We start from the raw sequence: 12440 nt of genomic DNA, 5'->3' as shown, positions 1-12440 counted from the left end.
ATGGTGCTTGACGACATCGACGAGGTTTTGCTGATTGAGCGTGATGCCTTTACAACCCCCTGGGAAAGGGAAGCTTTTGAAACAGAGCTGACGAAAAACCAATTCGCTTGTTACTATGTTGTCGTCGTAGACGGGAAAGTCGTTGGTTACTGTGGACTGTGGAAAGTGATGGATGAAGCGCAAATTACCAATGTGGCAGTCGCCTCGGATTACCGCGGCCATTCTTATGGAGAAAGCTTAATGCGTTATGTGATGGAGTGGTTAAAGGCACTGGGCGTCGTGAGCCTATCATTGGAAGTGCGCGTATCGAATACGCCAGCCCAGTCTTTATATCAAAAGCTCGGTTTCCGAAAAGCTGGAATTCGAAAAAACTACTACGCAGACAACCAAGAAGATGCGTGGGTCATGTGGGTGAAGCTAAATGACAACGATACTAGCAATTGAAACAAGTTGCGACGAGACGGCAGCAGCCGTCATTGAAAATGGCGATACAATTCGCTCGAATGTTGTCGCGACACAAATGGAAAGCCATGCCCGCTTTGGCGGGGTAGTGCCCGAAATAGCCTCTAGGCACCACGTAGAGGTAGTCACTGCCGTTGTAGAGGAAGCGTTGGAAAAAGCGAAAGTGACTTATCAGGACTTAACGGCTGTGGCGGTGACTGAGGGACCAGGTCTTGTCGGTGCTCTTTTAGTAGGGATCCATGCGGCCAAAGCGATTGCTTTTGCCCATGGGTTGCCGCTAATTGGCGTCCACCATATTGCTGGGCATATTTATGCAAACCAACTCGTTGCGAAGCTACAGTTCCCGTTGCTCGCCTTAGTCGTTTCCGGGGGGCACACAGAACTTATTTATATGGAGAAAGACGGGCATTTCCAAGTCATTGGGCAAACGCGGGATGATGCAGTGGGAGAAGCGTACGACAAAGTCGCTAGAGCTCTTGCTTTGCCTTACCCAGGGGGCCCGAATGTGGAGCAATTAGCCGATACAGCTGAAGCGACTCTGGACTTGCCCCGGTCGTGGCTTGAAAAAGACAGCTATGATTTTAGCTTTAGCGGCTTAAAGTCGGCTGTGCTCAACCGGCTGAACAATGACAAGCAGCGGGGAATTGTAACCGATCGGGCGGCGCTCGCAAAAGGGTTTCAAGAAAGTGTGGTTGACGTTCTGGTTGCTAAAACGGTAAGAGCGCAAGCGCAATTTAACGTGAAACAAGTAGTGCTTGCCGGTGGAGTCGCTGCTAATAAGGGGCTGCGCAAAGCACTGACAGAAGCGTTTGCCAACAAAGACGTAACGTTGTTGGTTCCGCCACTATCATTATGTACGGACAATGCCGCGATGATCGGCGCTTGTGCCCACAGCATGTGGTTACATGGCATTTCTGGGAATATGGCTATGAATGCACGGCCCGGACTGCCGCTTTCCTCATTTTAAAAACAAACAGCCTAATAACTCTAGGCTGTTTGTTTTATGTCGAAAGAGTTTCCCATTCTTCCATTAACGCTTCGAGAGCGTTGTTTTGTTGCTCGAGTTCGGCTTGGATCGTTTGCGCTTTTTGATGATCGGTATAAACGTCTGGGTCAGCAAGTTGTTGGTGAAGAGCGGAAATGGACGCTTCAATTTGTTCCATTTCTGTTTCGATTGCTTCAATCCGCCGCTTTTTTTGCCGCTCTTGCCGTTTCGCCTCTTTATCAAGCTGAAACGAATTTCTATCTGTTTCAGCGGCCTGCTTATTTAGGGTTTCTTCTTTTTTTAAGGCAGCACGCTCGGCATTTTGCCGTTTCTTTTCAAGGTAGTCATTGTAATTGCCTAAATAAACATTTGTGCCCCCTTGATCCAATTCGATGATCCGCGTCGCTAGGCGATTAATAAAGTAACGGTCATGGGAAACAAATAAAATCGTCCCTGGATAGTCCAGCAGTGCAGCTTCTAATACTTCTTTAGCATCCAAGTCCAAATGGTTTGTCGGCTCGTCTAAAATGAGAAAATTGGCTTGCTGCATCATTAATTTGGCGAGCGCGACACGGGCTTTCTCGCCGCCGCTCAGTGAGGAAACAGGTTTTAGTACATCGTCGCCAGTAAATAAAAACCGGCCAAGCACCGCGCGGACGTCTTTCTCGGGAGTAGTGGGATACTCGTCCCATAATTCATGTAAAACGGTTTTGTTGCTCGAAAGTTTTGCTTGTTCTTGATCGTAGTAGCCAATAACGACATTGCTGCCGTAAATGATCGACCCTTTCTGTGGAGAGAGTTGTTGGGTAATGGCTTTTAATAATGTCGACTTGCCTGCTCCATTTTCACCAATTAAACCGACTGATTCACCTCGTGTTAATGAAAGGTGCAAGCCTTCAAACACCGTGCCTTGTCCGTATCCGGCAGTTAAGTCACGGATGGTGAGCACGTCATTTCCTGTTTGCTTGTTGATGTTAAACGAAAAAACAACCGATTTTTCGCCATCAGGGCGATCGATCATGTCGATTTTTTCGAGTTGCTTTCTTCGGCTTTGCGCTCGTTTCGTAGTTGAAGCACGGGCAATGTTTTTGGCAACAAATGTTTCTAGTTTGGCGACTTCCTCTTGCTGTTTCTCGTATTGTTTGACTGCTTGTTGGTACCGTTTTGCTTTTTCGTCGAGGTAATGGCTATAATTCCCGTGAAAGGTTGTCGTTTTCCCCCGCGATAATTCCACTGTCTTCGTTACAAGTTTGTCCAGAAAATAACGGTCATGGGATACGACTAAAATTGCCCCAGAGTAATTAGCCAAATACTGTTCGAGCCAAGACAATGTTTCCATATCTAGATGGTTCGTTGGTTCATCGAGGACGAGAATGTCTGGTTTTGAAAGGAGCAGTTTGGCTAAAGCAAGCCTTGTTTTCTGCCCGCCGCTGAGAGTAGAAATGGCTGTGCTGTAATCAAAATGATGAAAATGGAGTCCAGCTAGCACACTGCGGATATCCGCTTCGTATTGGTAGCCACCGGAATCTTTAAAAGCGAGCTGCAACTGGTCGTATTCAGCAAGCAGTTTTTGGTAATTGTTTTGCTCTATCGCGTCTGGATCGGCCATCTGCTGTTCCAACGTACGCAGTGAGCGTTCCATTTCCAACAGCGGCGCAAACACTTCAAGCATTTCATCCCAAATCGAACGGTTTGAAGCTAGTCCTGTATGCTGGGCTAGGTAGCCAATTGTTGTTTGCTTTGGAATGACGATTTCGCCTGTATCTTGGCTGATTTCGCCAGTAATGATTTTTAAAAGCGTCGATTTGCCTGCCCCGTTTCGCCCGACTAAGCCTACTCGATCTTTCGCCTGTACTTCTAACTTTACCTGTTCGAGCACAGGTTCTGTGCCAAAAGCCTTTGATACGTTTACGCATTGTAGTACAATCATAAAAAGCAAACCTCGCGTTCATAATAAGTTCTTTAATAAGTGTACATCAATTTAGATACAAACAACAATAAAGGTTCATAATGAGAGCTCTTTCATTTTAGCGAAAATCGTGTACAATAGAGTTGAATCATGCTGCGCCAGCAGCCAAAGCTCAGAAAGGGGCGGACATGAAATCAGAACAACTGAAGATTCCTCAGGCAACAGCAAAACGCTTGCCGCTTTATTACCGCTTTATCGAAAGCTTGCATGCTGCCGGAAAACAGCGGGTTTCTTCAACTGAATTAAGCCAGGCAGTAAAAGTAGATTCTGCAACAATCCGAAGAGATTTTTCCTACTTTGGTGCGTTAGGAAAAAAAGGGTATGGGTATAATGTCCAATATCTCCTTTCTTTTTTTAGGGAGACGTTAGACCAAGATGAGCGGACAAACGTGATTTTAGTCGGTGTAGGAAACCTTGGAACTGCATTATTGCAGTATAATTTTTCGAAAAACAACAATACCGTGATCACCCATGCTTTTGATGTCGATGAAAAGAAAATTGGTACAAAAGTAGGCGAAGTTCCTGTGTATAACTGGGACAAGCTTGAAGAAATTGGGTTGCAAAATGTTTCGATTGCGGTTCTGACTGTGCCTGCTTCCCAGGCACAAAAAAGTGCAGACCGCCTCGTTGAAGCGGGAATTGAAGGGATTCTAAACTTTACCCCAGTACGCTTATCCGTACCAGCCCATATTCGCGTTCATCATATTGACCTTGCAGTGGAACTGCAGGCGCTTGTTTACTTTTTAAAGCATTACCCACTATAAGAAGGAGGCAACAACAATGGGAGGACTTTCTGTAGGGAGTGTCGTATTAATTGCACTGGTCGCATTGCTAATTTTCGGGCCGAAAAAGCTGCCGGAACTCGGAAAAGCAGCGGGAAGCACATTGCGTGAGTTTAAAAATGCTACCAAAGGATTAGCGGATGACGATGATGACACCAAATCAACAAACGTCCAAAAAGAAAAAGCGTAAAGGCAGAAAAGGGCGTGTCCCTATGCAAGACATGTCCATTATGGATCACGCGGAAGAGCTAAGGCGCAGGATTTTTGTGGTCCTCGCCTTTTTTATTGTCGCGCTTATTGGCGGTTTTTTCTTGGCGGTCCCTGTCATTACATTTTTGCAGAACTCCCCCCAAGCCGCTGATATGCCGTTTAATGCTTTTCGATTGACCGACCCACTTCGGGTCTATATGAACTTTGCTGTCATAACAGCGCTTGTGCTAATCATCCCAGTGATCTTGTACCAATTATGGGCATTTGTTTCACCGGGATTAAAAGAGAACGAACAGAAAGCGACGCTCGCATACATTCCAATTGCGTTCCTATTGTTTTTGGCAGGCATTGCTTTTTCCTATTTTATTTTACTGCCTTTTGTCATTTCCTTTATGGGGCAAATGGCCGACCGCCTCGAAATAAATGAGATGTATGGAATCAATGAATACTTTTCATTTTTGTTCCAACTGACAATCCCTTTTGGGCTTTTGTTTCAGCTTCCGGTAGTTGTGATGTTTTTAACGAGGCTAGGAGTGGTCACGCCGACATTTCTGCGGAAAATCCGTAAATATGCGTATTTTGCCTTGCTTGTGATCGCTGGTATTATTACGCCCCCTGAATTAACGTCTCATTTGTTTGTTACTGTGCCGATGCTTATTTTATATGAGATCAGCATTACCATTTCGGCGATTACATACCGGAAATACCATGGAACCACTGATCATAATGGCCAAGAAAGCGCTAAATGAAACAAACGTACAAAACAAAAACACGTTTTTCAATGTGGAAAACGTGTTTTTGGGGTTGCTGCCGATAAATGTTTTGACAATTTTGTTTAAAAAGCGTAATATACGGGTTACATCAAATAAAAAAAGGACTTATCAAGAGCGACTGAGGGACTAGGCCCAATGACGTCCAGCAACCTCCCGTTACGGGGAAGGTGCCAATTCCTGCAGAATGGGATCATTCTGAAAGATAAGCCGGAAAAACGGAAACGGATTTTCGCAGCTTCTTTCATAATGAGAGAAGCGTTTTTATGTAGGAGTGGAGAAACCGATGATTGAGGCAAGCGAGTTAACAAAAGTATACGAAACGAAGAAAAAACGTGTTGTCGGCGTAGACAATGTTTCTTTTAAAGTAGGCAAAGGAGAGATTTTTGGTATCGTTGGCTACTCGGGAGCGGGCAAAAGTTCACTGCTACGCTGTATCAATTTATTAGAACGGCCGACGAGTGGGACAATTCGCGTTGACGGAATCGATTTGACCAGGCTGGGGACACGCGAGCTTCGGCAAGCGCGCTTAAAGATCGGCATGATTTTTCAGCATTTTTATTTAATCAACCAAAAAACGGTATTTGGCAATATTGCCTTTGCTTTAAAAGCCGCGGGTGTAAGGGCTGATCTAATTCCAGCCAGGGTTGAAGAACTGCTAGAGCTCGTCGGCCTTTCGAATAAACGCAATGCGTATCCGGCACAGCTTTCTGGCGGCCAAAAGCAACGTGTTGGCATTGCCCGAGCGCTAGCCAACAAACCAAGCGTGCTATTGTGTGATGAAGCCACGTCTGCACTTGACCCAACTACAACTAAATCGATTTTGGCATTATTAAAAAAGTTGAACGAAGAACTAGGGCTCACAATTGTGCTCATTACCCATGAAATGGCAGTGGTTAAAGAAATATGCCATAAAATGGCGATTATGCAAGATGGCAAAATCATTGAGCAGGGAGATGTATATGATGTGTTTGCCGCGCCAAAAGCACAGTTAACACAAGAGTTTATTGGCGATGTCGTCTCTTTTCATATCCCTGAACAAACATTGAGGCAATTTTCTGGAACGATTGCTAAAGTAATCTTTAAAGGAAGCGTTGCCCAGCAAGGCATTATCTCGGATACATTGCAACAGTTTTCTGTAAAAGGAAACTTTCTCCATGGAGCGATCGAATATATCGGCGGCCGCCCGCTTGGCATTTTTATTATGGAATTGAAGGGCGAGCCAACAGCGATTCAGGAAGCGATTGCCTATATTAAGCAACGTTCCGCGGAAGTGGAGGTGATTCGCGATGGACTTCGTGCATTTAGTTGAGATGTTGCCAGATATGTGGAATGCCTTTTTAGAGACATTGTTAATGATCAGCATCTCGACAGCTGTGGCGATATTATTTGGTTTTCCACTTGGCGTCATTTTGTTTGCAACTGACCGTGGCTTGTTCTGGGAAAATCAACTTGTCCAATCAGGATTGGGCTTCATTGTCAACATTGTCCGTTCCATTCCGTTTATCATTTTGCTTGTTGCCCTTTATCCCTTTACGAAAGCGCTCGTCGGTACAACGACAGGCCCGATCGCAGCAAGTGTGTCGTTGTCGGTCGCGGCGATTCCGTTCTTTGCCCGGATTGTAGAAAGCTCAATGCGGGAAGTAGACAAAGGGCTGATTGAAGCAGCAATCGCTTCGGGCGCGACGCCATGGATGATTATAAAAGACGTGCTCTTTTTAGAAGCGCGTGCTTCGATGGTACAAGGGCTTACTCTTACGATTATCAGCTTGATTGCTTACTCGGCAATGGCGGGTGTCATTGGCGGTGGCGGAGTTGGCGATTTAGCGATTCGCTACGGTCATTATCGCTATGACCATACGATTATGATTGCGACTGTGGTGATATTGATCATTCTCGTCCAAGTATTTCAGTTTTTAGGAGATTTGACTGCAAAAGCGACAGATAAAAGAAAATAAAACATTGTCCAAAAAAGCTTTTGCTTAAATAGATAGGATAAAGAAGGAGAGAAACAATGAACAAGACATTATTGGTAAAAAGTGCAATAAGTTTAGGCGTCATCTTCGTCCTCGGCGCATGTGGAAGTGGAGGTGAAGGCGGAAACGCTGGAGACTCAAAAGAAATTCGGTTTGGAGCTACCGCCGGCCCGTACAGCGATATGATTACAAAAGCCATTATTCCTGGTTTAGAGGAGAAAGGCTACACTGTAACGGTAAATGAATATCAAGACTACATCATTCCAAACCGTGAACTGGCTGAAGGCAAAGATGACGCGAATTTATTTCAGCACCAAGTTTATCTAGATGATTTTGCCGAGAATAATGACTTAGAGTTGTCTAGTTTGATTTCTGTCCCGACAGCGCCAATGGGCATTTATTCGGAGGAATATGATTCGCTCGATGAAATTGAAGATGGTGCCGAGATCGCTATTCCTAATGATCCAACGAATGGTGCTCGAGCGTTCTTGATGCTTGAGGAGGAAGGGCTGATTTCATTTGAAGATGGAATAGACCCGCTGACTGTCTCTGTAAAAGACATCACTGAAAATGAAAAGAACCTTCAGTTTGTAGAGCTAGAAGCTGCGCAATTGCCACGTGAAGTGGGCGAAAAGCCGTTGACGGCTGTTCCTGGCAACTTTGCTTTATCGGCTGGACTTGATTTAAACAGCGCAATTAAGTTGGAAAACATGCCTGACCAATACCGAAATGTCGTGGCTGTACGCTCAGAAGATGCAGACGGAGAGTTGGCTAACGATATTAAAGAGGTCGTTGAGTCCGCTGAATTTGAGGAAGTAATTGATAAAGAATTTGCAGGCTTTGGCAAGCCAAGTTGGATGGAGGAATAAGGATGGAGTCACTTGTTGTTCGCGGAGCGCCACATGAATATGTATTGGAAGAAGGGATACTGTCTTCCTTAGAAGCCAGATTAAAAGTGAGAGGATTTCACCATATTTTAGTGGTCCATGGCGATGCCTCTTGGAAAGCGGCAGAACGATTTTGGCCGGAATTTACAGCTGTTGAGGCAACTTACTGGCAATACAACGGAATTTGTTCGCAAAATCAAATGAATCAACTGGCAGCCGTTGTGCAAAGCGGCAAGTACGATGCGATTGTCGGCGTGGGTGGCGGCAAACTCCTTGACCTAGTCAAAGGAGGGGCTTACCAAACGAAACGGCCTTATGTGCTCGTGCCGACGCTAGCCTCAAATTGTGCCCCTTGGACACCCCTTGCGGCCGTTTATACAGATGAGGGGACTTATACACACTACGATGTCTATCCAGAAAATGCGTCGTTGTTGTTACTGGAACCGCGCTTGCTTTTGACTGCGCCAAAAGAGCTGTTTGTCGCTGGCATAGGCGATACGCTTGCAAAATGGTACGAAGCGGATGTCCAGCTTGGTTCGATGGATGAAAAGTCCCCAGCATTAGAGGTGGCTTATTATACGGCTAAACTATGTCGAGACATTTTGTTAGATAAAAGCGATGAGGCTTTGCACGCTTTTGACATAGGCGAAGTGAGCACTGCTTTTTGTAAAGTTGCAGAAACGATTATTAAGCTAGGTGGCATGGTTGGGGGATTTGGGGACCAATATGGACGGATTGCAGGAGCCCATTCGATCCATAACGGCTTGACGGTTTTAGCGGAAACACATGATATTCTCCACGGCGACAAAGTGGCATACGGGATTCTCGTCCAATTGGCGTTAGAAGAGAAATGGCACGAAATCGAAGCATTGCGGCCATTTTATGAAAAAGTTGGCCTTCCATATTCTCTAACTCAGTTAGGCATTTCGCTCCAAGCTGATTTGCGTTCAGTTGCCGAAAAAGCGACAGTCGCAGAAGAATCCATTCATGTAATGCCGTTTCCGGTATCAGCGGGTGCTGTACTCACTGCCATCAAAAAATTGGAAGAAAAAAACGAAGGGCTGCAAGCAGGAATGTAACCTGCGTGCAGCCTCAACATGTCGTTGTTTTGTCTTACTCAAATGTTCTGGACCCTCGTTTTTCCCATCCTTACTATCAGTCTGATTGATTTGGTTTCTTTTTAAATCCTCGTTGAAGGTTGAGCCAACCCACATACAAATCAACGGCGGCGATAAAGGCAGTAAGAAAAGACATAAATCCCCAGCCATTTTGGTTGACGTTAATGAACGTCAGCGCAATGAAGCCAACCCCAAGCAACAAATACGATAGACCTATAAAAATTGGCGACTTTGTCATAGGCACCCCTAAAAGAATAACTGGATAAAGGATGACTGCTGCTCGTATTGCTCCATAATCTCCGTTAGTTGCTCAGCAAACACGACTTGGACAATGACGACAAAACTGTTGATCGCCATATGGGAGATAATAGGTACAATAATCCGTTTCGTTTTTACGTATAAGAAGGCAAACGAAAAACCCATAGCAGCATATATCAAAATATGTTGAAAATCAAAGTGGATGACAGCAAAAATAATCGAGCTTATGAGCGCCGCAACAAAAAAATTGGTGCGGACATAAATCCAGCCAAAAATGGCTTTTCGAAAAACGAGTTCCTCAATAATCGGGCCAAGAATCGCCACAACAAGAATAAAAGGCAAAAAATCTTGTGCGACTTGAACCAGTTGCGCAGTATTTTCAGACCCTTGGTCAATCCCAAGAAGCTGTTGCTCAATCAAGCCGGCAACGGTTTGTGTCGCAAATACAAGGAAGATACCGATAAGCGACCACGCAATTGTTTCTGGAACAGTCGCTTTCTTTCCAGGAAGGCCCCCGCCTCTGTCTTCGTCTTTGCGTAAAATAAGGAGGATGGCGATTAAACCAATCGTAAATGTAATAATGGATGACAAGCCGATGTTCAAGGCGCCGGAAATGGCAAAATAACGCATCAGCAGCCAGCTTACAAAAATAGCCAGACCAGTCTGCATGACGATATAAGCAAACACGACGAGTAAATAACGTTTTGTCACAGCGTAACTCCTTTAACATAATCAGACTTTCGTTGCTTCATCATACCATAGTTTATCCATAAATTCAGTGAACAGCACTTAGAATAAAAATCTCTTGTAAATCGACAAAAAAAGTCAAGCAACCCCCTTGCAAAACAAGTGGAGAATGATTATTATAATAAATGTGTTAGCACTCATCGAATCCGAGTGCTAATAAGACTACATACGTCTTCAAAGGAGGGTGTTTTCCTTGTTAAAACCATTAGGAGATCGCATCATCATTGAGCAAATCCAATCTGAGGAAAAAACTGCAAGTGGGATTGTTTTGCCTGATTCTGCAAAAGAAAAGCCGCAAGAAGGCAAGGTTGTTGCTGTCGGCACTGGTCGCGTAACAGACAACGGCGAAAAAGTGGCACTTGAAGTAAAAGAAGGCGATTCAATCATCTTCTCTAAATATGCAGGTACAGAAGTGAAGTATGAAGGCACAGAATACCTCATTCTTCGCGAGAGCGATGTACTAGCGATTATTGGCTAAGTAAGGGAAAGAACACACTAGGAGGCGAATACAAATGGCTAAAGATATTCAATTTAGTGAAGAAGCGCGCCGTTCCATGCTTAAAGGCGTAGATACTCTTGCAAATGCAGTAAAAGTAACGCTTGGGCCTAAAGGGCGCAACGTTGTTCTAGAAAAGAAATTCGGTTCACCACTCATCACAAATGACGGTGTGACGATTGCAAAAGAAATCGAACTTGAAGATGCTTTTGAAAATATGGGTGCTAAGCTGGTTGCTGAAGTAGCAAGCAAAACGAACGATATTGCTGGTGACGGAACAACGACTGCGACAGTCCTTGCACAAGCAATGATTCGCGAAGGCTTGAAAAACGTTACTTCCGGTGCAAACCCAATGGGCATCCGCAAAGGAATTGAAAAAGCAACGGCTGCTGCAGTTAAAGAGCTTAAAGCAATTTCAAAACCAATTGAAGGCAGAGAGTCCATTGCTCAAGTTGCGGCGATTTCTTCTGCTGATGAAGAAGTAGGGCAAATCATCGCGGAAGCAATGGAACGTGTCGGCAACGATGGCGTTATTACAATTGAAGAATCAAAAGGATTCTCAACAGAACTTGAAGTAGTAGAAGGTATGCAATTTGACCGTGGCTATGCTTCTCCTTACATGGTGTCTGACTCAGACAAAATGGAGGCAGTCCTCGACAATCCATACGTTCTTATTACAGACAAGAAAATCACAAATATCCAAGAAGTGCTTCCTGTACTTGAACAAGTGGTACAGCAAAGCCGTCCAGTTTTAATTATTGCTGAGGATGTTGAAGGGGAAGCGCTTGCGACACTTGTATTGAACAAGCTTCGCGGTACATTTAATGCTGTAGCTGTAAAAGCTCCAGGATTTGGCGACCGTCGCAAAGCGATGCTTGAAGACATTGCCATCCTTACTGGTGGCCAAGTGATCACTGAAGACCTTGGGCTTGATTTGAAATCTGCCACAATCGAATCGCTTGGACGCGCAGCAAAAGTCGTTGTAACAAAAGAAAACACAACGATTGTTGAAGGTGCTGGCGACCCAGAACAAATTTCTGGCCGCGTCAACCAATTGAAAGCGCAAGTAGAAGAAACGACTTCTGAATTTGATAAAGAAAAACTACAAGAGCGTCTTGCTAAACTTGCTGGCGGCGTCGCTGTTCTTAAAGTAGGCGCAGCTACTGAAACAGAAATGAAAGAACGCAAGCTTCGCATTGAAGACGCCCTAAACTCTACACGTGCTGCTGTAGAAGAAGGCATCGTTGCTGGTGGCGGTACAGCACTTGTCAACGTGATCAAAGCAGTTAAAGCAGTTGACGCTACAGGTGACGAAGCAACAGGCGTAAACATTGTGCTCCGCGCTCTTGAAGAGCCAGTTCGCCAAATTGCCCACAATGCTGGTCTTGAAGGCTCTATCATTGTAGAGAAGCTTAAAGCTGAAGAGGTTGGCGTTGGCTACAATGCGGCTACAGGCGAATATGTGAACATGGTTGAAACGGGCATTCTTGACCCAGTAAAAGTAACGCGTTCTGCTCTACAAAACGCAGCAAGTGTTTCCGCAATGTTCCTAACCACTGAAGCTGTTATCGCTGATAAGCCAGAAGAAAACGCTGGCGGCGGCGCTGACATGGGCGGCATGGGAGGAATGGGCGGCGGAATGCCAGGAATGATGTAAGGCATTCTTCCATCCTACAAAGAGGTTGCTCCTAGCAGCCTCTTTTTTTATGCATTTCCCGCGAAACGCTATGCAGTCAGCGTGACATTTCAAAAAACAAAACAGATAGAGACAAAGGAACCT

The 12440-nt window shown here is 45.0% G+C and carries 14 protein-coding genes and 1 riboswitch; of the genes, 11 read left to right on the top strand and 3 right to left on the bottom strand.

The features are described 5' to 3' along the window. Together rimI and tsaD are read left to right on the top strand one after the other, a co-directional pair. Complete coding sequence (rimI, locus tag BC8716_RS01895) at positions 1–444, top strand: ribosomal protein S18-alanine N-acetyltransferase (protein WP_094429143.1); 444 nt, start codon at positions 1–3, stop codon at positions 442–444. After that, entirely contained in the window at positions 422–1429 is a 1008-nt protein-coding gene (gene tsaD, locus BC8716_RS01890; protein ID WP_094423692.1) for a tRNA (adenosine(37)-N6)-threonylcarbamoyltransferase complex transferase subunit TsaD, read from the top strand. Before rimI ends, tsaD begins: the two co-directional genes overlap by 23 nt. Positions 1430–1463: 34 nt before the next feature. Here the strand turns inward: tsaD and BC8716_RS01885 are convergent, their stop codons facing one another. Next, positions 1464–3377 (bottom strand): ABC-F family ATP-binding cassette domain-containing protein, encoded by a 1914-nt coding sequence (locus BC8716_RS01885; protein WP_094423691.1) that lies wholly within the window; start codon positions 3375–3377, stop codon positions 1464–1466. 167 nt (positions 3378–3544) lie between these two features. Between BC8716_RS01885 and BC8716_RS01880 the strand changes: the two genes are divergently transcribed. The 7 genes from BC8716_RS01880 to BC8716_RS01850 all read left to right on the top strand — a co-directional run bounded on the left by BC8716_RS01880 (position 3545) and on the right by BC8716_RS01850 (position 9120). Continuing rightward, the gene (locus BC8716_RS01880; RefSeq protein ID WP_094423690.1) at positions 3545–4180 is read left to right on the top strand and encodes a redox-sensing transcriptional repressor Rex; all 636 of its coding nucleotides are present in this window, start codon (positions 3545–3547) and stop codon (positions 4178–4180) included. A gap of 16 nt (positions 4181–4196) precedes the next feature. Next, entirely contained in the window at positions 4197–4388 is a 192-nt protein-coding gene (locus tag BC8716_RS01875) for a twin-arginine translocase TatA/TatE family subunit (protein ID WP_011245729.1), read from the top strand. A 22-nt stretch (positions 4389–4410) separates the two neighbouring features. Further along, positions 4411–5157 (top strand): twin-arginine translocase subunit TatC, encoded by a 747-nt coding sequence (gene tatC / locus BC8716_RS01870; protein ID WP_372513879.1) that lies wholly within the window; start codon positions 4411–4413, stop codon positions 5155–5157. Positions 5158–5283: 126 nt separating this feature from the next. Next, positions 5284–5390, top strand: a riboswitch (SAM riboswitch). A gap of 74 nt (positions 5391–5464) precedes the next feature. Next, positions 5465–6490, top strand: coding sequence for a methionine ABC transporter ATP-binding protein (locus BC8716_RS01865; protein WP_094423688.1), 1026 nt, complete (start codon positions 5465–5467; stop codon positions 6488–6490). Next, positions 6468–7136, top strand: coding sequence for a methionine ABC transporter permease (locus BC8716_RS01860; protein ID WP_094423687.1), 669 nt, complete (start codon positions 6468–6470; stop codon positions 7134–7136). The genes BC8716_RS01865 and BC8716_RS01860 overlap by 23 nt, the downstream gene beginning before the upstream one ends. Positions 7137–7192: 56 nt before the next feature. After that, the gene (locus BC8716_RS01855) at positions 7193–8023 is read left to right on the top strand and encodes a MetQ/NlpA family ABC transporter substrate-binding protein (protein ID WP_094423686.1); all 831 of its coding nucleotides are present in this window, start codon (positions 7193–7195) and stop codon (positions 8021–8023) included. Between the two features lie 2 nt (positions 8024–8025). Beyond that, positions 8026–9120: an iron-containing alcohol dehydrogenase family protein gene (locus BC8716_RS01850; RefSeq protein WP_094423685.1), complete on the top strand. Its 1095-nt coding sequence runs from the start codon at positions 8026–8028 to the stop codon at positions 9118–9120. Between the two features lie 76 nt (positions 9121–9196). Here BC8716_RS01850 and BC8716_RS01845 read toward each other — a convergent pair whose 3' ends face one another. After that, complete coding sequence (locus BC8716_RS01845; RefSeq protein ID WP_094423684.1) at positions 9197–9397, bottom strand: hypothetical protein; 201 nt, start codon at positions 9395–9397, stop codon at positions 9197–9199. A gap of 8 nt (positions 9398–9405) precedes the next feature. After that, positions 9406–10128: a CPBP family intramembrane glutamic endopeptidase gene (locus BC8716_RS01840; RefSeq protein ID WP_094423683.1), complete on the bottom strand. Its 723-nt coding sequence runs from the start codon at positions 10126–10128 to the stop codon at positions 9406–9408. A gap of 229 nt (positions 10129–10357) precedes the next feature. On the opposite strand from BC8716_RS01840, the gene groES reads away from it, so the two are divergent. Both groES and groL read left to right on the top strand, forming a co-directional pair. After that, entirely contained in the window at positions 10358–10642 is a 285-nt protein-coding gene (groES, locus tag BC8716_RS01835; RefSeq protein WP_011245736.1) for a co-chaperone GroES, read from the top strand. A 34-nt stretch (positions 10643–10676) separates the two neighbouring features. Further along, positions 10677–12317: a chaperonin GroEL gene (gene groL, locus BC8716_RS01830; RefSeq protein WP_094423682.1), complete on the top strand. Its 1641-nt coding sequence runs from the start codon at positions 10677–10679 to the stop codon at positions 12315–12317. Positions 12318–12440 lie beyond the last annotated feature (123 nt).

The sequence above is a fragment of the Shouchella clausii genome (genome assembly GCF_002250115.1).
Taxonomy (GTDB): Bacteria; Bacillota; Bacilli; order Bacillales; family Bacillaceae_D; genus Shouchella; species Shouchella clausii.
This window is presented reverse-complemented; position numbering and strand designations above follow the sequence as displayed.